Here is a 19,935-nt window from a genome sequence, read left to right as displayed (position 1 = left end):
GCGCTGCAGGGGGTGCGCACCCGAGCCGACCCTTTTCACCCCCCCCGCGCGGCGCGCCGTGCCGGGGGTCCTGTTTTCTCGGTCACGGTCTGCGCACTAGACTCTGGCCCCGCGCCCCTATAGCTCAGTTGGTAGAGCTACGGACTTTTAATCCGCAGGTCGTAGGTTCGAGCCCTACTGGGGGCACTCTCCCCTTACTCGGCACCATGCCGGGTAAGGGGCACGAGCACTCATTCGCGGCCCGGCGCTTCCGCCGCCGCAGGCGTCCCGATCAGACGACGAACCGCCTCGACAGTGGCCTGCCGCCGCTGCGCCACCGTGCGCTCCCCCGACTTTGCCCCCGCCTGCTTGCGGCCGCCGCGGGCGGTGGCCAGTGACAAGGCGATGTCGGTGATCACGAGCAGCAGCTCGCCCGCGTTCCACGACGGATCGACGAACCCCTCCTGCTGCCCACGCCGAATCTCGGCGATCTTGGGGCGCAGCGTGAGGATCCGCGCATCGTCGGCGATCTGCTCGCGCACCTCCAGGTCGGCCCACTTCTGCAGCCTCGCGTTCTCGGGGTGCGCCACGTAGTCGTCGAACAACCGGCCCGCGTAGCCCGGCAGATCGTCGCCCCGCAACGCCGTCTGTTCCGTCGTCTCGGCGATCCATTGCGTGATGACGGCGTCGAACAGCGTTTCCTTGCTGTCGAAGTACGCGTACAGACGGTCCTTGCTTGCCCGGGCCGCCTCCGCGATGCGGTTGATCCGGGCTCCGGCGACTCCGTGGCGGGCGAACTCCGCCTTGGCCGCGGCGAGGATCCGTTCTCGCGTGGCTTCTCCCGCTGTTCGCATTCCGACATCCTAAATTGCCCGTTGCCGAACCATCTGGTTCGGCGTAGCGTGCGCAGTTGACGAACAGTTTGGTTCGTAAACCTCGCGCCCCTCACCCCAAGGACCGTTTTCATGGACATCGATCAGGCCCGCAGCACGTTCCACGAGCTCCGGGGGCGCGAGAGCGGCGTCTCGCCCGACGAACTCGACGCCGTGTGGGCGGCGCTCGACACCGTCAGGGCCGAAGACATCCTCGGCAGCTGGAAGGGCGACGACTTCGCCACCGGACACCGCCTCCACGAGAAGCTGTTCGCGAGCCGCTGGCACGGAAAGACGTTCCACTCCCTCGAGGACGCGAAGCCGTTGATCTGCCGGGACGTGGACGGCAACCTCTATTCCGACATCAAGGGCGGCAACGGCGAAGCCAGCCTGTGGAACATCGAGTTCCGGGGTGAGGTCACCGCGACCATGGTGTACGACGGCGCACCCATCTTCGACCACTTCAAGAAGGTGGACGACTCCACCCTCATGGGCATCATGAACGGCAAGTCCGCACTGGTCCTCGACGACGGTCGGCACTACTACTTCCTGCTCGAAAGAGACTGAGCTCCAATGCAGGTCACAGCAGCGGTCTCACGCGGACCCGATTCTCCGTTCACGCTGGAGACGGTCGAACTCGACGAGCCCCGCGCGGACGAGGTACTGGTGCGCATCGTCGCCACCGGCCTGTGCCACACGGACCTCTTCACCAAGGCGGCCCTCCCCCGCGCCGCCGGCCCCGCCGTCCTCGGGCACGAAGGTGCCGGGATCGTCGTCGACGTCGGGTCACGCGTGAGCGGGGTGGCGCCAGGTGATCACGTGATTCTCAGTTACCGCCACTGCGGCGATTGCGACCAGTGCCGAAGCGCGGGTCCGGCGTACTGCGTCGACGCGCACCGGCTGAACAGTTCGGGCCGACGCGCGGACGGTTCGGCCACCGTCACCCAGAACGGCGAGTCCGTGCGCGCCGCGTTCTTCGGCCAGTCCAGTTTCGCCGAGCACGTCCTCGCAACCGCCGACAACGTCGTCGTCGTCGACAAGTCCGTCGACCTGGCCGCCGCGGCGCCGCTCGGCTGCGGGTTCCAGACGGGTGCCGGTGCGGTACTGAACGTGCTCCGGCCGGGCCGCGATTCGAGTGTGGTCGTCTTCGGCGCGGGCAGTGTCGGGTTCGCCGCGCTGCTCGCGGCCCGATCAGCCGGCGTCGCAACGCTTCTCGCCGTCGATCCGGTACCCGCGCGACGTGCGCTCGCGGAGGAGTTCGGCGCGGTCGCGCTCGATCCCGGGTCACAGGACGCGGTCGCATCGATCCGTGCGGCGACGGGCGGCGGCGCCACCCACGCCCTGGACACGACGGGGATCCCCGCCGTCATCGGCCAGGCATTGTCGTGCCTGCGCGCGCGGGGCAGCGCGGTGGTCGTCGGCCTCGGCGCACCCGAAGTGGTGGTGAACATTCAGGATCTGATGCTGAGCGGCAAGACCCTCCGCGGCTGCGTCGAGGGCGATTCTTCGGTACAGCAGTTCATTCCGCAGTTGCTGGCGCTGCACGCGGACGGGAAATTCCCGTTCGACCGTCTCGTCACCGAGTATCGATTCGACGACATCAACCGCGCCGTCGCCGATCAGGCCGCGGGCACGGTGATCAAGCCCGTGCTCGTGTGGTGAATTCGCTCAGGGCGTGGCAGGTGACGGTCCGACCGGCGGCCCGTCGCCCACCTGTCCGTCCTTCGCTTTCGAATCTCTTCGCATCTCGGCGAGATCCTCGCCGCGCTTGCGGTACGTGAAGCTGACTCCGGCGACGCCGAGGAACAGCACCACTCCGATGATGGCGCCGGCGAGCGATGCGCCGCGGAATCCGGGCGCGTCGACGTCCATGATCCGTTCGCCCGCGTGCGCTGCGCTGTTGCCGCCGAGCACCACACTGAGCGTCAGCAGGTTGGGCAGCACCACCAGGACACCGAGGATCAGCAACACGATCTGCACCGGCTTGAACCGGCGCCGGCGGAACAGCCGCCACGCTCCGCGGACCAGCAGCAGCGGCAGGAGGGTGCACAGGGTGCCGAACAACAGTCCCCACAGGATGCCGCCGCCGAAGCTGCCGTTCGCCAGTCCACCCACGTTCTGGGCCCACGCCCGCGGGAGGTAGGCCGCGAGGATGAAGTAGGCGATGACCAGCACCACCAGGAGGACTGCGATGCCGATGGCCTTCTTGGCCCACGCAGGCAGGCCCGATTTCGCCGGTGTGGAAGTGGATGCGCTGTCCTCGGTCGTCATGACTGGTCTCCCTGCGTCGGCAACGGTTCTTCGTCCAGCACCTGCTCGGCCAGTCGCTTCGGGGCGACGAGCGTGTACGACGTCCTGATCCACTCACGCAGCTGTTCCCACCGAGGCTCGTCCGCGTCCGCGACGTCCAGTGCGATCCAGCCGTGTCTACCGAGACCGTATCCCGCGGGCTCGGCCCCTGGTTCCGTTGCGACGACCGCTTCGGCCTCGTCGACGGTGAGCTTCACCGTCAACCGGGTGGCCTCCACGTCACTGAACACGAAGTTCTTCCCCCGCACCCGGAACGTCGGGTGTCCATCCCATTGGGCGACGTCCACGCGCACGGCTTCGGGCAACTCGGCGACGATCTGTTCCAGGCGGCTCATGTTGTTGCCCATGTGACGATTGTCGGCAGCGCCCAGACCGACCGCAACCGGCATAACGGACATACGCGGGATTTCCCGCCGCCGAGACCGCGGTGAAGTCGGCGCTGCCGAGGCTCGTCGGCGGGCTCGACGGGGTCCTGGGTGGCCTGCTCGGAAAGGGTGCGGGCGGCGGACTGGGCCCGGGTGGCGATATTCACACCTGGGGTGGATCGAATTCCCAGGAGACCGACAACCCGGACGAACGGGTTCCGCGCAACCGCCGACACGGCTCGAGTTACGACAGGGAATCTGTGGAGACCGACAAATCTGTAATCGTCCACAACTGTCCGCGCGTCGCTGTGATGATCTCTCCCTGCGATGATTACGCTGGTCACCGCGTACGCACGCTCATCAGTACACTGTCATGTAACGGTTCGCCGCGTGGCGGCGACACATCCCGGAAGATCCATTACGGATCGGTAACTTGGACGGTTCCCGGGCCGCCGACGGCGTTTACCAACCTACTTACGGTGCCGTAGGCTGAACAAAGTCAAATTGAGCTACTGGAGGCATTACACATGGCGAGGGATCTGACCCAACTCGAACTGCTGCAGGAGTTGTCGCCGGTTGCAGAAGAGAACGTCAACCGCCACATCTCCATGGCCAAGGAATGGCATCCCCACGACTACGTTCCGTGGGACGAAGGACGCAACTTCGCCGCGATGGGCGGCATCGACTGGGATCCCGAGCAGTCGCAGCTCGACGAGGTCGCCAAGGCTGCGATGATCACGAACCTCCTCACCGAGGACAACCTGCCGTCGTACCACCGCGAGATCGCCGAGAACTTCTCGCAGGACGGCGCGTGGGGAACGTGGGTCGGTCGCTGGACCGCCGAGGAGAACCGTCACGGCATCGTGATGCGCGATTACCTCGTCGTGACCCGCGCCGTCGACCCCGTCCAGCTCGAGCGTTTCCGCATGGAGCACATGACGAACGGCTTCGCCTCCCCCGCCGACGTCGACGCCGGCTTCCTCCACTCCGTCGCGTACGTGACGTTCCAGGAACTCGCCACCCGCGTCAGCCACCGCAACACCGGTAAGGCGTGCAAGGACCCGATCGCCGACAAGATGCTGCAGCGCATCGCCGCCGACGAGAACCTGCACATGATCTTCTACCGCAACATGTGCGGTGCTGCCCTCGACCTCGCGCCCGATCAGGCGCTCGAGGCCATCAACATGATCGTCCAGAACTTCCAGATGCCGGGCGCCGGCATGCCGAACTTCCGGCGCAACGGTGTGCTCATGGCCAAGCACGGCATCTACGACCTGCGTCAGCACCTCGAAGAGGTCTTGATGCCCGTCCTGCGCAAGTGGAACATCTTCGAGCGGACCGATTTCACCGCCCGCGGCGAAGAGGTCCGCGAGAGCCTCGGCAAGTTCCTCGAGAACCTCGAGGGCCAGGCCACCAAGTTCGAGGAGCAGCGCGACCGCATGCTGGCCCGCGAGGCCAAGAAGCGCGAGCAGAAGGCTTCGTGACGTAAACAGTTATCCTGTGCCCGGTACCGGATTCGGTACCGGGCACAGTTTTTGTTCCAGCACTTTCCCAGAGGTCGTCAATGTCATCCCTTCGTATCGGATCGCTCGAGCTGCGCAGTCCGGTGGTTCTGGCCCCCATGGCCGGGATCACCAACGTCGCGTTCCGCACGCTGTGTCGTGAGCTCGAGACGGAGCGCGCGGGCAGCACGTCCGGCCTGTACGTCTGTGAGATGGTGACCGCGCGTGCGCTGGTGGAACGACAGCCCGCGACCCTGCACATGACGACGTTCGGCCCGACCGAGACCCCGCGGTCGCTGCAGCTGTACACCGTCGACCCCGACACCACGTACGCCGCGGCCAAGATGATCGTGGACGAGAACATGGCCGACCACATCGACATGAACTTCGGCTGCCCGGTTCCCAAGGTGACCCGCAAGGGTGGTGGCGCGGCGCTGCCGTACAAGCGCACCCTGTTCGGCCGGATCGTCGCGGCGGCCGTGAAGGCGACCGAGGGGACCGACGTCCCGGTGACCGTCAAGTTCCGCGTCGGCATCGACGCCGAGCACCACACGCATCTCGACGCCGGCCGGATCGCCGCCGGCGAAGGCGCCGCCGCGGTCGCACTGCACGCGCGTACCGCCTCGCAGCGGTACTCCGGCACGGCCGATTGGAACGAGATCGCCCGGCTCAAGGAACACGTCACGGACGTGCCCGTACTCGGGAACGGCGACATCTTCGCCGCCGAGGACGCGGCCCGCATGATGGAACAGACAGGGTGCGACGGCGTCGTCGTCGGGCGCGGATGCCTCGGGCGCCCATGGCTGTTCGCGGAGCTGAGCGCCGCACTGAACGGAAACCCGCAGCCCACTCCGCCCAATCTCGGCGAGGTGGCCACGATCATCCGCCGGCACGCGGAGCTCCTTGCCGATCACCACGGCGAGGACAAGGGCCTCCGTGAACTGCGCAAGCACGTGTCCTGGTACCTGCGGGGCTTCCCCGCCGGGTCCGAACTGCGGGTCGCGATGGCCCTCGTGAGCACCCTCACCGAACTCGACGACCTCTTGGTTCAGCTCGATCCGACCATCCCGTTCCCCAAGGACGCCGAGGGACCACGGGGACGTCAGGGGTCACCCGGGACGGTCGCGCTCCCCGAGGGATGGCTCGACGACCCCGACGACTGCCTGGTACCCGCCGGCGCCGACCTCATGCATTCTGGTGGTTAGCAGCACGAACGCGCGTCACCTCGCTACATGTGTGGAGCCCCGACGTTCGATAAGTACTATGGCTGGAATCCGTCGAGGCCGACGGAGGTCGGAGTCGGCGGAGAGGTCAGGTTGCATCGGTGGGTGATGATCACAGCTCGGACTCACCGACTCCCGAATCCCGCGCCCCCTGGGAGCGTCCTCTCGCGGATCCCAGCTACCGAGAAGCCCAGTCGGGACGGCCGCGGCGACTCCCGCCGCGGCAGCCACCACCCGAGCGGACCGCGCCACCCGAACGGACCGCGCCACCCGAGCGCCGTGCGCAGGTAGAGCGCACCGAACCGTCCCGCCACGACAGTGGCCGGATCGGCCGCCGGGCCGCGGGTGGACCCACCGAAGCGCTCTCCGTCGCAGACCTGGTGAAGAAGGTTTCCGGGGAAGAACCGAGCGAGCCGGACGATCCGGACAAGACGGAGATCATTCCCCCGATCGACGAGCGGCAGCCGCCGCCTCCCGGGATTCCGCCGCGGGAGACCCCTGCCGCGCCTCCGCCGCCGGATCCGGAACCCCCGCAGAGCACGCCCGAACCCGAATGGGTCGCGGATTCCGCCGAGACCACTGCGGTACCGCAGGTGGTCGGCAACCCGGGCACCACCCGCCTGGCCCTCAACAAGACCCGTAAACGCAAGCGTCTGCGTGCAGCAGGACGGGCCGTCGTCGCGCTCGTGGCGGTGGTCGCACTCGCCGGAACCGGCATCGTCTGGGGTTACCTCCGCTCCACCGAAGGCAAGTTCGACCAGATCGCGGCACTCGACACGGAGTCGACCGACATCGTCGACGCCGTCGGGCAGACCGGTGACGAGACCTATCTCATCGTCGGCAGCGACACCCGCGCCGGCGCGAGCGGCGAAGTGGGTGCCGGAACCATCGACGACGCCGAGGGATCCCGCGCCGACACGGTGATGCTCGTCAACATCCCCGCCGACCGAAGCCGGGTGGTCGCGGTGTCGTTCCCCCGCGACCTCGACGTCGAGCGGCCCGTCTGCCAGGGCTGGGACAACGCCAGCGGCACCTACACCGAGGAGACCTTCCCCGCCGCCGACGGCGACAAACTCAACGCCACCTACGCGCTCGGCGGACCGAAGTGCCTGGTGAAGGTGATCCAGAAGATGTCGGGTCTGAAGATCGGCCACTTCGTCGGCATGGACTTCGCCGGCTTCGAGTCGATGGTCAACGAGATCGGTGGGGTCAAGGTCTGTACCACCCAGCCGCTCGAGGACGGCGTCCTCGGCACCGTTCTGCCGGAGGCGGGCACTCAGATGCTCGACGGCAAGACCGCACTGAACTTCGTCCGCGCCAGACATGTCGAGGCGGAGGGCAACGGCGACTACGGCCGCATCAACCGTCAGCAGAGATTCCTGTCCGCCCTGCTGCGGGGCGCCCTGTCCAGTCAGGTGCTGCTCAATCCCGGCAAACTGAACGGCTTCATCAACGCGTTCACCCGCGACACGTTCGTCGAGAACATCGACACGAAGTCGCTGGTCACGCTCGGACGCTCACTGCAGAACGTCGATGCGGGCGCGGTCACGTTCCTGACGGTGCCCACCGCAGGCACCACCGAGTGGGGTAACGAGATTCCCCGCACCGACGACATCAAGGCCATCTTCCGCGCCATCATCGACGACGAGGCGCTGCCCGGCGAGAAGCGTGCGGAACCCCTGCCCTCCGCCCCCGAACCGCAGGCCGCGCCGGCGCCGCTGTCGGTCCAGGCCGTCGACCCGTCCAGCGTGACCGTGCAGGTGTCGAACGCATCGGGTGAGTCGGGACTGGCCGCGACCGTGGCCGACTCGCTGGCCGCCGAGGGGTTCCAGATCTACAACGTCGGCAACTACACGGGAACCAGCGGCGAGACCGTCGTCCGGTTCTCGCCGGGCCACGAAGCCGAGGCGGCGACCCTGGCGTCGTCGTTCCCGGGTGCGGTGCTCGAGTCGACCACCGGACTGGGGACGGTCGTCGAGGTCGCGCTCGGTTCGAACTTCTCCGGGACCGTCCAGACACCGAGCCCAATCGACACACCGCTCAGTATGTCGGACGTGCGAATCGGCCAGCCCGAGGACGTGGAAATCCCCGCGGACCTTGCGGTTGTGAACGCAGGCGACACGTCCTGCGAATGAGCGCCCGCCGGGTTGCGTCGTTCACCCCGCGTTCACCGTGTGATCGTGACTTGGTTTCCCGTGCACCGTAGGCTGTGAACTCATGCGCGTGGCTTACAACGAACAGATGACCGAGCTTGCCGACTTGCTCGGTGAGATGGCGGGGCTTGCGGGGGTCGCCATGGAGCGCGCCACCCAGTCGCTGCTCCAGGCAGATCTTTCCCTCGCCGAGCAGGTGATCGGCGAGCACGACAAGATCACCGAGCTCAGCACCATCTGCGAGGAGCGGGCGTTCGCCCTCCTCGCCCTGCAGGCACCGGTCGCCGGCGACCTCCGCTCGGTCGTCAGCGGGATCCAGATCGTCGCCGACATCGACCGCATGGGTGCGTTGGCTCTCCACGTCGCCAAGATCGCGCGCCGCCGACATCCCAACCACGTGCTTCCCGAAGAGGTCAACGGTTACTTCGCCGAGATGGGACGCATCGCCGTCTCCATCGGCGCCGCTGCCCGCGAGGTTCTCGAGACGCGTGACCCCGAGAGGGCCGCCCGCTTGCGTGAAGAGGACGAGGCGATGGACGACCTGCACCGTCACCTGTTCACCGTGCTCATGGACCGCGAGTGGAAGCACGGCGTGGCCGCTGCGGTCGACGTCACCCTGCTCGGCCGCTTCTACGAGCGTTTCGCCGACCACGCAGTCGAGGTGGGCCGCCGAGTGATCTTCCTCGTCACCGGCAAGCTGCCCGACGACACCGAGACCGCCGTAGCCGACGCCGACAGCCTCACCTCGTACCCGGAACTGTAGAACTCCGCCAACACTTTTCGCGCGAACGGGACGCTCGTACGGTCTGACCGTACGAGCGTCCCGTTCGTCCGATGCCGCCGTCCCCGGACACGAGAACGCCCCGGCCGGATCTCCGGTCGGGGCGTCCTCGTGTGCTCGGTCTATCCGAAGCGGCCCGAGATGTAGTCCTCGGTGGCCTTCTGCGTCGGGTTGGAGAAGATCTTCTCGGTGTCGTCGATCTCGACGAGACGGCCCGGCTTGCCGGTGGCCTCGAGGTTGAAGAACGCGGTCTGGTCACTCACACGCGCCGCCTGCTGCATGTTGTGGGTGACGATCACGATCGTGAAGTCCTTCTTCAGCTCCGTGATCAGGTCCTCGATCGCGAGGGTCGAGATGGGGTCGAGCGCCGAGCAGGGCTCGTCCATCAGCAGGACGTCGGGCGAGACCGCGATGGCCCGGGCGATGCACAGACGCTGCTGCTGACCGCCGGACAGTCCGCCGCCCGGCTTGTCGAGACGGTCCTTGACCTCGGTCCACAGGTTGGCGCCGCGCAGCGACCGCTCGGCCACCTCGTCGAGACGCTTCTTGTTGCGCTCGCCCTGCAGCTTCAGCCCGGCCACCACGTTGTCCTTGATGGACATCGTCGGGAATGGGTTGGGACGCTGGAACACCATGCCGATCGTCTTGCGCACGCCGACCGGATCGATGCCGGAACCGTAGATGTCCTCACCGTCGAGCAGGATCGAACCCTCAACGCGCGCACCGGGAGTCACCTCGTGCATGCGGTTCAGCGAACGCAGCACCGTCGACTTGCCGCAGCCGGAGGGGCCGATGAAGGCGGTCACGTTCCGCGGGGGGACGGACAGCCCGACATCGGCGACGGCGTGGAATTTGCCGTAGTAGATGTTGACGTCCTTGAGATCCAGACGCTTGGCCATTACCGGCTCCCTACTGATTGGTGTTCGAAATCGAGTGTATGTGTCACTTGCTGCGGACCTGCGAGAAGTGGCCGATGACCTTGGCCAGGATGTTGAGGACGGCGATGAGGAGAATCAACGTCAGCGCCGCACCCCAGATGCGGTTCGTACCGGCATCGGTCGGGTTGTTCATCTCGGCGACCATGACGCCGGGCAGCGTGCCCATCTCGCCGCCGAACAGGTTGAAGTTGATGAAGGGTGCGTACCCCACGAGGATCAGCAGCGGCGCAGTCTCACCCATCACCCGGGCCAGCGCCAGCATGACGCCCGTGATGATGCCGGGCAGTGCGGTGGGCAGCACGATCTTGGCGATCGTCTTCCACTTCGGAACGCCCAGCGCGTACGACGCCTCCCGCAGGTCCTGCGGAACGATGCGGAGCATCTCCTCCGTGCTGCGGACGACGACGGGGACCATCAGCAGCACCAGAGCGAGTGCTACCGCGAAGCCGGACTTGGGGAAACCGAACGTCGCGATCCACAGGGCGTAGATGAACAGGGCGGCCACGATCGACGGGACACCGCTGAGGATGTCGACCATGAACGTGGTCAGCTTCGCCAGCCGCGACTTCCGGTCGGCGTACTCGACGAGATAGATCGCGACGAACAGTCCGAGAGGAATGGACAGCACCGCGCAGACGATTCCCTGCAGAATCGTGCCGATCAGCGCGTGATAGATGCCGCCGCCCGCCGCCGAGGACGTCAGTCCGCTGAGCGAGTGGGTGAACCAGGTGGCCGACGTCAGGGCAGGGATTCCCTTGATGACGGCGGTGATCAGGACCCACACCAGCGGGACCAGCGCCACGAGCACTGCCAGCGTCACGAGGACGGTGGCGGTCAGATCGATGATGCGTCGGCGGACACCGACCCCCTGGAAGGTGGGGGCCTTGACCGGCTTGTCGAGTGTCGCGGTCATGGGTCAGTCCTTCTTTCCTGCGATCACGGCGCGGGCCGCGGCGTTCACGACGAAGGTGAGAACGAAGAGCACCAGACCTGCGGCGATGTAGGCGCCGGCCTGAATGTTGTTGTTGAACTCCGCGTAGCCGAGAGCGATCTTCGAGGCGATGGTGGCGCCGCCGTCGAACAGCGACCACCCGAAGGGCTGCGACGTGGTGCGCAGGATCAGGTAGAGCGCCATGGTCTCGCCGAGGGCGCGACCCAGGCCGAGCATCGATCCGCTGATGTAGCCCGACTTGCCGAACGGAATGATCGTGGTTCGCACCACTTCCCACCGGGTGGCGCCCAGTGCGAGCGCAGCCTCGATGTGGGACGTCGGTGTCTGCACGAACACCTCGCGGGTGACCGCGGTGATGACGGGAAGGATCATGACGGCGAGGACGATGCCTGCGGTGAAGATGGTGCCACCGCCGGTGATGGAACCGCTTCCGGTCGCGAACAGTGGGAACCAGCCGAGTTTTTCGTTGAGCCACACGGCAAGCGGCTTGATCGCGGGAGCGAACACGAGCAGACCCCACAGGCCGTAGACGATCGACGGCACGGCGGCCAGCAGGTCGATCACGTACGCCAGTGGCCGTTTGAGCCAGTTCGGCGAGTACTCGGTGAGGAAGATCGCGATGCCGAGGGCGACGGGCATCGCGAGGATCAGAGCGAACAGCGAGACGAGGACGGTCACCTGGAAGAGGTCGAGGACACCGAACGCCATGGCGTTGATGTTCTGGGTGACCCACTCGCGGCTGGTGAGGAAGTTGACCTGATTCCGGCTCAGTGCGGGAACTGCGCGCCAGACCAGGAAGATGCCGATCGCGGCGATCAGGATGGAGATGAAGATGGCGGAGGTGGTCGCGAGCGACTTGAAGATCCGGTCCCCCGGCCTGGCGGCGGCCTTGCCGCGGGGTGCACCTGTCGGAGTCGGGATTTCGGCCTTGGTGGTACTCAACTCGGCCTCCGGGGTGCCGTTCGGACCGCCCACCCCGACTCCGCCGGAAGCGGAGCCGGAGGCGCGAGGTGCTGATTCGATGTGCGCTTCACTCATCTGCGCTCGCAATCTTTCCTGGTCAGAATATCGAGTCATGGGCGGGTCCGAACGATTAATGGTGCGATCAGCCGATTGCGGCGACCGATGCGTTCAGCTTCTCCTTCATGGAGTCCGGCAGCGGCACGTAACCCTGCTCTGCCAGGTTGCCCTGCCCCTCGTTGGCAGCGCTGGTCAGGAACGACTTGACCGCGGCCGACGTGTCGGCGTCGTAACCCTTCGAGCACACGATCTCGTAGGTGGCGAGCACCAGCGGGTACGCGCCCGCTTCCTTGGTACCGAAGATCGAGCCGAGGTCGAGGGTCAGATCGCCCACACCCTGACCCTTGAACTGCGCACCCTCGATGGCCTTCGATGCCGACTCGTCGGACAGCGCGACGGGGCCGGAGCCGGTGTCGATCTGTGCGGTAGCAAGCTTGTTCTGGTCGGCGTAGGACTTCTCGACGTAGGTGATCGAGCCCGGGGCGGAGGCCACTGCCTGAGCGACACCGGCCGAACCCTTGGCGCCCTCACCGATTCCGCCGGTGAAGTCGGAACCGGCACCGGTGGTCCAGGCGCCGTTGGAGGACGCCGTCAGGTACTGCTGGAAGTTGTCGGTGGTTCCCGACGAATCCGAGCGGATGATGGCGGTGACGTCCTGGTCCGGGAGGGTGGCGCCGGGGTTGAGCGCGGCGATGGCCGGGTCGTTCCACTTCTTGATGGTGCCGTTGAAGATCTTGGCGGTCACCTCGCCGTTCAGCACCAGGTCCTCGACGCCGTCGAGGTTGTAGGCGATCGCAACGGGTCCGAAGACCAGCGGCAGGTTCCAGGCCTCGCCGCCGACGCACCGGGCCTTGGCCTGCTCGGCCTGCTCGGCCTTGATCGCCGAGTCGGAGCCGGCGAAGTCGATCTGGCCCGCGATGAACTGGGTCCGTCCGTCGCCGGAACCGCTGGGGTTGTACGCCAGGTTGACGGTCTTACCCTTTTCCTGGCAGACGGAGATGTAGGTGGAGACGAACTGGTCCATGGCGTTCTTCTGGGCCGAGGAACCGGCCGCGGAGAGGTTGGCCTTGCCCTCGCACGTCGCGTTGGACGACGATGCGTCGACGCCGCTCGACGCCGCGTTGTTGTCGCTGCCACACGCGGCCAAGGTCATGGCACCCAGGGCCACTGCACCGAGCAGGGCGCCATTGCGCTTGAGATTCACCTAGTCCTCCGGAAATACCGTCTCGCCCGCGATCGGGCGGCGACATGAGGTGCGCTTCGTTGAAATCTGCACCAGGCAACACGGCGCTGCCCACGGAGAAACCTAGGGGTAGCTAATGTCCAGTTGGACCACGATCGGTGAACGGAAGGTGAACAGACCGAGCATTTGTCCACATTTCCGAGACGAACAACCGGTGCGGAAGTAGAGGAGCGCCTCAGGCGCGCGCGTACGCGACGTCGGTATGGAACCGCTCGAACCCGAGCCGGTCGTAGGTGTGCAGCGCCGACGCGTTGTCGCCTTCGACGTAGAGCAGCACCGCACCGAGCCCGCGGTCACGCAGGTAGTGCAGTCCGGCGAGCGTCAGCAACCGGCCGAGACCACGTCCCTGGGCGTCGGGGCCGATCGCCACCACGTAGACCTCTCCGATGGCCGGCTCGTCGCCCTGCTTCGGGTGCACCTTGGTCCAGTGGAATCCGAGCAGTCTCTGCTCGTCCGAAGCGGCGAACGCCATGAACAGTCCGGACGGATCGAACCAGGCCTCCGAACGACGCTCGGCCAATTCACGTTCGGTCCACGACCCCTGCTCGGGATGCCAGGCGAAGGCAGCGGCATTGACCCGCAGCAGCTCGGGATCGTCCTCGACGCCGCGGTACTCGCGGAGTGAAATATCTTCCGGCACAACAAGTTCTGGGAGTTCCACATCGGCGAGCGGACGCCGGAGCTGCAGAAGTTCGCGCGCACCGGTCAACCCGAGGCGCTGCGCTACCGCCTGCGCCGCAGGCAGGTTTCCGTGCGCCCACACCCGGGCGTCCGGACCACCCTCGGACAGGACCTCGGTGACCAGCCGGCCACCGATCCCACGGCCACGCGCCTCGGGGTCGACGGCGAGTTCAGCCATCGCGGGATGATCCCCGCGCCCCGGCTGCAGCTGCGCGTACCCGACGATCCGATCGGCGTCGGTCTCCACCAGATGACGGACACCGGCGCTACCGGCGCCGGACACGGCGTGCACGCCCTGCTCCGACACCGGCGCGGTTCCGTCCGCTGCCGCCGCGCGTTCGAGTAGAGCGGACACGTCCGCGGCCTGCTTGCCGTCGAGTCGATCAGTCCAGGACTGCACCGGATCACTCACTGGATCGCCGGCCCTTCCGCGGATTCGAAGTCCGCATCGTCGGCGTCGAGGTCGTCGACGGGCGGCACCGGCGCACCCGACTTGCTGCGGGTGGGACGGACGGCCTTGTAGCCGACATTGCGGACTGTACCGATCAAGGATTCGTACTCGCTGCCCAGCTTGGCACGCAGACGACGCACGTGAACGTCGACGGTGCGCGTACCACCGAAGAAGTCGTATCCCCAGACCTCCTGCAGCAACTGCGCGCGGGTGAAGACGCGACCCGCGTGCTGTGCCAGGTATTTGAGGAGTTCGAACTCCTTGTAGGTGAGGTCGAGTGGGCGTCCGCGCAGACGCGCCGTGTACGTGCCCTCGTCGATGACCAGTTCGCCCAGCGTGATCTTGCCGGAGGCCTCCGGACTGGCGACCCCGCCGGAGCGTCCGACCAGCAGTCGGAGACGGGCGTCCACCTCGGCCGGGCCGGTGCCCGGGAGCAGGATGTCGTCGAGGCCCCAGTCGGAATTGACCGCCACCAGACCGCCCTCGGTGAGGACCGCCACCACGGGAACCGCGGAACCCGTGCTGCCCAGCAGCCGGCAGAGGCCGCGAGCCGCCGCGAGATCGGTGCGCGCATCCACCAGGGCGATGTCGGCGGAGCTCGCTTCCAGGAGAGAGGACACCTCCGTCGGGGCAGGCCGCACCGAATGCGCCAGCAGGGCGAGGGCAGGCAGCACTGCCTCGGGGTTGGGGTCGGAGGTAAGAAGCAGTAGCTCCACACAGCCTCCCATCTCGTCGCCGTCGTACCCGGCCGGCCGACGGATGGTTCATCCGCCGGTCCAGGTAGATCGACACTGAAGGTATCGACACTTTTGTCGGTGACAGAGTAGCGCGCCGTCGTCGGCGTTCGTTGCACCGAACCCCCCGGCAACGGGCGCGGAGGTCGCACCGACACTCCCCCGACCGGCGTCCGTCACAATGGGGCCGTGCGGAAACTCATCATCGGAATCGTCGTCCTCGTGGCTCTCGGTCTCGTCGTCGACTTCGGTTCGGCGGCCTACGCGGAGTACCGGGTGTCGCGGGAACTGCGGGCAGGCGCGTCGCTCACCGCGGATCCCGAGGTGACGGTTCACGGTTTTCCGTTCCTCACCCAGGCGTGGGACGGAAAGTACGAGAACATCGAGATCCGCGCCCAGGGAGTACAGAGTGACGTCGTGGGCGAGGTGACGATCGAGTCCACCCTCCTGGGTGTCTCCGCGCCGCTGTCCAACCTCGTCGACGGCTCCGTGAAGACCCTCCCGGTCGATCACCTCTCCGGCCGCATGCTCATCGACGCCACCGACCTGGGTCGCTTCCTCGACATCCCCGACCTGCAGGTTTCGGCCCCGCCCGCCAGCAAGTCGGACGGCACCGGAGGCTCCGGCGGCTCGGGGATGCCGACCGCGGGCGGCGTCGTCCTCACCGGCACCGTCCCCGTCGGGCCCATCGAGACCACCGTCAGCGTGCAGGCCGACCTGGTACTCGACGGCGGTCAGGTGAAGATCGTCGCCAGCGACTTCTACTTCGGGCCCGAAGGCCACGCCGACTTCACCATCCCCGAGCCCCTCGCCCCCGCGATCCTCGGCCTCTTCACCCGGACGATCGACCCCCGGGAACTCCCGTTCGGCGTCCAGCCGACGGAGGTCTACGCGGAAGGCTCGCAGATCGTCATCGAGGGCGTCGGCAACAACGTCACGATCGACCTGAACGAACTGCAGAGCCGATGACCGGAATCACACTGTTACTGATCGCACTGTTCGCCGCCGTCGTGTTCGGGCTCGTCTGGCAACGCCGCCAGGGGACGGTCCGGAGCACCGGCGAGGCTTCCGCGGTCGTGACCGACCAACGACGGCTACTTCTCGAGGCGGCGGGTGTCGGGCCGGGGTCGCCGGAGCATCCTCGACGGGCCACCGTTCTCCACTTCTCCGCCGACTGGTGCGGACCCTGCGCTGCGGTGCGCAGGGTGGTGGGACAGGTCGTCGAGGACCTCGCCGGCGAGCCGGAGCCGCCCGTCGAAGTGGAGGTCGACATCGACGAGTATCCCTCTCTCGCCAAGGAACTCGGCGTTCTGTCGCTGCCGACGACCTTCATTCTCGACGCCGACCTGCAGCAACGCTTCCGGGTGTCCGGAGTGCCCGCCGCGACCGACCTGCGGGCCGCGCTGGGACCCCTCACCCGGCCCCCGGCTTCAAATTCCTGAAGAACCGGGTAAACTCGTCGTCGTGCAATCCAGCCACGAGCTCATGCTCACCCGTCGCCGCACAGTAGACCTGTGCCGCCTCGGGGCTTGTTGCTGTACCTGTTGCTGATCACCAGGGCTGTCGCTTTCTGCTGACACCGCGGATTCCGCGCACGTGATCGAACCCCCGATGACGACGTCTTCCGTCGCCGTTCGGCGCCAGGCAAGCATTCAGGACTCAACGCAGGAGCACTTCTCATGTCCACAACACTCGAGCTCGAGCAGGTCGACGTTCGTGGCCCCCGGTTCGCCGCCTGGGTCACCACCGCAGTCCTCGTCGCCGTGCTCGTCGTGTCGACGTTCTCGCTGGTCGCAGCAGGGATTCTGCTGGCGCTGCAAGCGGTCGTCTTCGCGGCAGGCGCAGCCACCGGACCGCGCCGCAGCCCGTACGGCCGGATCTTCGGCACCCTCGTCGCGCCGCGACTCGCCCCGGGGAGTGAACGCGAACCGGTCGCACCGCTCCGCTTCGCGCAGCTCGTCGGCTTCGTCTTCGCCGCCGTCGGCACCGTCGGCTTCTTCGCCGGCTCCGGCGTCATCGGGGCCGTGGCCACCGCATTCGCCCTGTTCGCGGCGTTCCTCAACGCTGCGTTCGGTATCTGCCTCGGCTGCCAGATCTATCCACTCGTCGTACGCTTCCGCACCGCGGCCTGAAAATTTCACACCGAGAACCACTGCACGATCCACCCGACACAAGTAAGTACACACCGAAAGGAACACCATGGCTCGCTCCGATGTCCTAGTCTCCGCCGACTGGGCTGAGCAGAACCTCAACGCCCCCAAGACCGTTTTCGTCGAGGTGGATGAGGACACCAGCGCATACGACGGCGGCCACATCGAAGGCGCCATCCGCCTCGACTGGCGCAAGGACCTGCAGGACGGCGTCCGTCGTGACTTCCTGAACCAGCAGCAGTTCTCCGATCTTCTGTCCGCCAAGGGCGTCGCCAACGACGACACCATCGTTCTCTACGGCGGCAACAACAACTGGTTCGCGGCGTACGCGTACTGGTACTTCAAGCTCTACGGCCACCAGGACGTCAAGCTGATCGACGGCGGCCGCAAGAAGTGGGAGCTCGACGGGCGTCCCCTCTCCAAGGAGACCGTCACCCGCGAGGCCACCCAGTACAAGGCCGAGGCCCCCGACCTGTCGATCCGCGCGTTCCGCGACGAGGTCATCGACGCCATCGGCAGCAAGAACCTCGTCGACGTGCGTTCGCCCGACGAGTTCTCCGGCAAGATCCTCGCTCCCGCTCACCTGCCGCAGGAGCAGGCGCAGCAGCGTGGACACGTCCCCACGGCCATCAACATCCCGTGGAGCACCACCGCAAACGAGGACGGCACGTTCAAGTCGGACGACGACCTGGAGAAGCTGTACTCGGAGAAGGGCTACGACGAGTCCAAGCCCACCATCGCGTACTGCCGTATCGGCGAGCGCTCCAGCCACACCTGGTTCGTGCTCAAGGAGATCCTCGGCAAGTCCGATGTCAAGAACTACGACGGCAGCTGGGTCGAATACGGCTCACTCGTCGGCGCACCCATCGAGTTGGAGGTTCACTGAGCCATGTGTGGAGCACCTGTACAGACCCAGACCCTGCCCGCGGGCGTCGACGTCGAGAAGGAAACGGTCATCACCGGCCGCGTTCTCGCCGCTGACGGACAGCCGATCGGTGGAGCGTTCGTGCGTCTCCTCGACGGCGGCGGAGAGTTCACCGCCGAGGTCGTCGCCTCGGGCACCGGAGACTTCCGCTTCTTCGCCGCTCCCGGCGAGTGGACCGTGCGTGCACTGTCCAGCTCCGGCAACGGCACCTCGACGGTGAGCCCGTCGAGCGCAGGCGTGCACAACGTCGACGTCACGGTCGGCGAGTAGTCACCAGCCGACGACACCAGAAGGGCCCCGCTCCGATCCGGAGCGGGGCCCTTCTGTCGTGCCGGATCTACTTGCCCGGCGCGGCTGGAATGGTCTCGCCGTCCTTCTCCGACTGCGCGAGCGCGGTGATCCAGTCGACGACCTTCTCGCTCTCCCAGTACCAGGGGTCGTTCGGATTGTTGTTCCAGTAGAACAGGTGCTGGATGAAGCCCAGGAAGATGTACGGCTTGATCACCAGTTCGAAGACGTCCCTGTTGTCCTCGACGAACCCCGGGCCCTCGTCCGCGAGCTTCGCCTTCACGACCTCCGAACCGGGACCCATCGCCCAGTTGAGCGCCTCGACGATCTGCTCCTGAGACACCTGCATGTTCCGGTCCGGGCCGTCGGGGTCGTAGGTCCGGTCGGCGACCTTGCGGAGAACGTCCAGGAAGGACTCGTCGGAGGCAAACCAGTCTTCGTGGGTGACGATGTGCACGATCGACCGCGCCGCCATGTTCGTCACCGCATTCGCGAAGTCGGAGACCGTCTGGCCCGGGTTCAGCAGGGTGAAGTGCATCTGTCCCAGCACCCCGAGCGCCAGTTCGAGGACGGCGATCTCCTGCGGCGCGTCGCACGCGATGTCGTAGGGGCGGCAGGCGTAGGTGATCTTGCCGTCGAGAGCGCCGTAATCGGCCGGCTCCGACGACATGAATCCGCCTCCGGGCGGGCCGGGTTCGCCCATCGAGGGGGTGCCCGCGGGACGGTACGGGTCGCCGATCAACGCGACGCCGGCGATGTCGTCGGCGGTAACCAGAGCATTACTGTCGCGGTGGCCGAGTTCGCGCGACACCCTTTCGACCACCTCGGCGCCGACGCTGTATCCGAGCAGCACGTACTTGGTGGCGTCGCCGCACTTCGCCTTGTTCTCGTCGAGGATCCTGTTCGTCGACGCGACACCCGCCGCCATCGAATCCTGGTATGTCGGAACGGGTTGCAGCAGACCCAGGCCGTACGTGGACGGGTAGGGCACGTACATCCACCCCACCGTCCCCGGATCGTCCTTGTTGGCCTCGCCGGTCGGCACCGTCACGTTGCCCACCCAGTTCGACCAGAGCTGACGGTTCTCGTCTGCCAGAGGGTTGCGGTCCTCCGTCGAGTCGGTGGCGCCGGACACGGCGACGATCATCACGTCGGGGCAGTCGGCGGCGTAGTTGTTCGGATCGACACGGTCCGTGTCGGCACTTCCCGAATCTGCACTTCCCGAGCCCGCGCTCCCGGTGTCGGGCGCGGCGACGGCAAAGCCGGGAGCACCGAACGCGGTGGCGGTCAGCAGCAGCACCGTCGCCGCGAGCGCGGCCCGCACCGGACCGGTGACGGCAGTACTCGATCGAAGCATGGGACCTCCGG

The 19,935-nt window shown here is 66.7% G+C and carries 21 protein-coding genes and 1 tRNA gene; 12 read left to right on the top strand and 10 right to left on the bottom strand.

Features of this window, described 5'->3' with window-relative positions; all coding sequences use genetic code 11:
• Positions 1-113 precede the first annotated feature (113 nt).
• Positions 114-186 (top strand) — tRNA-Lys (locus G9373_RS18050).
• 44 nt (positions 187-230) lie between these two features.
• Here G9373_RS18050 and G9373_RS18045 read toward each other — a convergent pair.
• The gene (locus G9373_RS18045; RefSeq protein ID WP_005254791.1) at positions 231-833 is read right to left on the bottom strand and encodes a TetR family transcriptional regulator; all 603 of its coding nucleotides are present in this window, start codon (positions 831-833) and stop codon (positions 231-233) included.
• A 111-nt stretch (positions 834-944) separates the two neighbouring features.
• Here G9373_RS18045 and G9373_RS18040 point away from each other — a divergent pair, with 111 nt between their 5' ends.
• Together G9373_RS18040 and G9373_RS18035 are read left to right on the top strand one after the other, a co-directional pair.
• Entirely contained in the window at positions 945-1,418 is a 474-nt protein-coding gene (locus tag G9373_RS18040) for a DUF4334 domain-containing protein (protein WP_005566650.1), read from the top strand.
• Between the two features lie 6 nt (positions 1,419-1,424).
• Positions 1,425-2,513: an NAD(P)-dependent alcohol dehydrogenase gene (locus tag G9373_RS18035; RefSeq protein WP_005566651.1), complete on the top strand. Its 1,089-nt coding sequence runs from the start codon at positions 1,425-1,427 to the stop codon at positions 2,511-2,513.
• 6 nt (positions 2,514-2,519) lie between these two features.
• Here the strand turns inward: G9373_RS18035 and G9373_RS18030 are convergent, their stop codons facing one another.
• On the bottom strand, positions 2,520-3,122 hold the full coding sequence (locus G9373_RS18030) for a hypothetical protein (protein ID WP_005566652.1): 603 nt from the start codon (positions 3,120-3,122) through the stop codon (positions 2,520-2,522).
• A complete protein-coding gene (locus tag G9373_RS18025) occupies positions 3,119-3,508 on the bottom strand; it encodes an MmcQ/YjbR family DNA-binding protein (RefSeq protein ID WP_037179910.1) in 390 nt (129 codons plus the stop codon). Before G9373_RS18025 ends, G9373_RS18030 begins: the two co-directional genes overlap by 4 nt.
• Positions 3,509-4,053: 545 nt before the next feature.
• On the opposite strand from G9373_RS18025, the gene G9373_RS18020 reads away from it, so the two are divergent.
• The 4 genes from G9373_RS18020 to phoU all read left to right on the top strand — a co-directional run bounded on the left by G9373_RS18020 (position 4,054) and on the right by phoU (position 9,167).
• Positions 4,054-5,010, top strand: coding sequence for an acyl-ACP desaturase (locus tag G9373_RS18020; protein ID WP_005254796.1), 957 nt, complete (start codon positions 4,054-4,056; stop codon positions 5,008-5,010).
• A gap of 80 nt (positions 5,011-5,090) precedes the next feature.
• Positions 5,091-6,233: a tRNA dihydrouridine synthase DusB gene (gene dusB, locus G9373_RS18015; protein WP_005244337.1), complete on the top strand. Its 1,143-nt coding sequence runs from the start codon at positions 5,091-5,093 to the stop codon at positions 6,231-6,233.
• 119 nt (positions 6,234-6,352) lie between these two features.
• Positions 6,353-8,386: an LCP family protein gene (locus G9373_RS18010; RefSeq protein ID WP_054247754.1), complete on the top strand. Its 2,034-nt coding sequence runs from the start codon at positions 6,353-6,355 to the stop codon at positions 8,384-8,386.
• A gap of 82 nt (positions 8,387-8,468) precedes the next feature.
• Positions 8,469-9,167, top strand: coding sequence for a phosphate signaling complex protein PhoU (phoU, locus tag G9373_RS18005; RefSeq protein ID WP_005254798.1), 699 nt, complete (start codon positions 8,469-8,471; stop codon positions 9,165-9,167).
• Positions 9,168-9,307: 140 nt separating this feature from the next.
• Here phoU and pstB read toward each other — a convergent pair whose 3' ends face one another.
• The 6 genes from pstB to G9373_RS17975 all read right to left on the bottom strand — a co-directional run bounded on the left by pstB (position 9,308) and on the right by G9373_RS17975 (position 15,186).
• Positions 9,308-10,084: a phosphate ABC transporter ATP-binding protein PstB gene (gene pstB / locus G9373_RS18000; protein ID WP_005244341.1), complete on the bottom strand. Its 777-nt coding sequence runs from the start codon at positions 10,082-10,084 to the stop codon at positions 9,308-9,310.
• A gap of 43 nt (positions 10,085-10,127) precedes the next feature.
• Positions 10,128-11,036, bottom strand: coding sequence for a phosphate ABC transporter permease PstA (gene pstA / locus G9373_RS17995; RefSeq protein ID WP_005573179.1), 909 nt, complete (start codon positions 11,034-11,036; stop codon positions 10,128-10,130).
• 3 nt (positions 11,037-11,039) lie between these two features.
• Entirely contained in the window at positions 11,040-12,113 is a 1,074-nt protein-coding gene (pstC, locus tag G9373_RS17990) for a phosphate ABC transporter permease subunit PstC (protein ID WP_005573177.1), read from the bottom strand.
• Between the two features lie 67 nt (positions 12,114-12,180).
• On the bottom strand, positions 12,181-13,299 hold the full coding sequence (gene pstS / locus G9373_RS17985; protein ID WP_054247755.1) for a phosphate ABC transporter substrate-binding protein PstS: 1,119 nt from the start codon (positions 13,297-13,299) through the stop codon (positions 12,181-12,183).
• 214 nt (positions 13,300-13,513) lie between these two features.
• On the bottom strand, positions 13,514-14,431 hold the full coding sequence (gene mshD, locus G9373_RS17980) for a mycothiol synthase (protein ID WP_054247756.1): 918 nt from the start codon (positions 14,429-14,431) through the stop codon (positions 13,514-13,516).
• Positions 14,428-15,186 carry a response regulator transcription factor gene (locus tag G9373_RS17975; RefSeq protein ID WP_005254803.1) on the bottom strand — a complete coding sequence of 253 codons (759 nt, stop codon included), beginning with the start codon at positions 15,184-15,186 and terminating at the stop codon, positions 14,428-14,430. The genes mshD and G9373_RS17975 overlap by 4 nt, the downstream gene beginning before the upstream one ends.
• A 207-nt stretch (positions 15,187-15,393) precedes the next feature.
• On the opposite strand from G9373_RS17975, the gene G9373_RS17970 reads away from it, so the two are divergent.
• From G9373_RS17970 to G9373_RS17950, 5 genes are all read left to right on the top strand, one after another.
• The gene (locus tag G9373_RS17970; protein ID WP_005573170.1) at positions 15,394-16,173 is read left to right on the top strand and encodes an LmeA family phospholipid-binding protein; all 780 of its coding nucleotides are present in this window, start codon (positions 15,394-15,396) and stop codon (positions 16,171-16,173) included.
• The gene (locus G9373_RS17965) at positions 16,170-16,646 is read left to right on the top strand and encodes a thioredoxin family protein (RefSeq protein ID WP_005254805.1); all 477 of its coding nucleotides are present in this window, start codon (positions 16,170-16,172) and stop codon (positions 16,644-16,646) included. The genes G9373_RS17970 and G9373_RS17965 overlap by 4 nt, the downstream gene beginning before the upstream one ends.
• 237 nt (positions 16,647-16,883) lie before the next feature.
• Positions 16,884-17,336 carry a DUF4395 domain-containing protein gene (locus G9373_RS17960; protein WP_005573169.1) on the top strand — a complete coding sequence of 151 codons (453 nt, stop codon included), beginning with the start codon at positions 16,884-16,886 and terminating at the stop codon, positions 17,334-17,336.
• Between the two features lie 67 nt (positions 17,337-17,403).
• Entirely contained in the window at positions 17,404-18,240 is an 837-nt protein-coding gene (locus G9373_RS17955) for a sulfurtransferase (RefSeq protein WP_005254807.1), read from the top strand.
• A gap of 3 nt (positions 18,241-18,243) precedes the next feature.
• On the top strand, positions 18,244-18,549 hold the full coding sequence (locus tag G9373_RS17950) for a DUF1416 domain-containing protein (RefSeq protein ID WP_005244353.1): 306 nt from the start codon (positions 18,244-18,246) through the stop codon (positions 18,547-18,549).
• A gap of 67 nt (positions 18,550-18,616) precedes the next feature.
• On the opposite strand, the gene G9373_RS17945 is transcribed toward G9373_RS17950, so the two are convergent.
• Complete coding sequence (locus tag G9373_RS17945; RefSeq protein WP_064080089.1) at positions 18,617-19,924, bottom strand: cutinase family protein; 1,308 nt, start codon at positions 19,922-19,924, stop codon at positions 18,617-18,619.
• Positions 19,925-19,935 lie beyond the last annotated feature (11 nt).

The sequence above is a fragment of the Rhodococcus sp. A14 genome, assembly GCF_011603105.1.
GTDB classification, from domain to species: Bacteria; Actinomycetota; Actinomycetes; order Mycobacteriales; family Mycobacteriaceae; genus Rhodococcus_F; species Rhodococcus_F opacus.
Note: the sequence above shows the minus strand (reverse complement) of the source record. Positions and strands in the feature narration are given on the sequence as shown.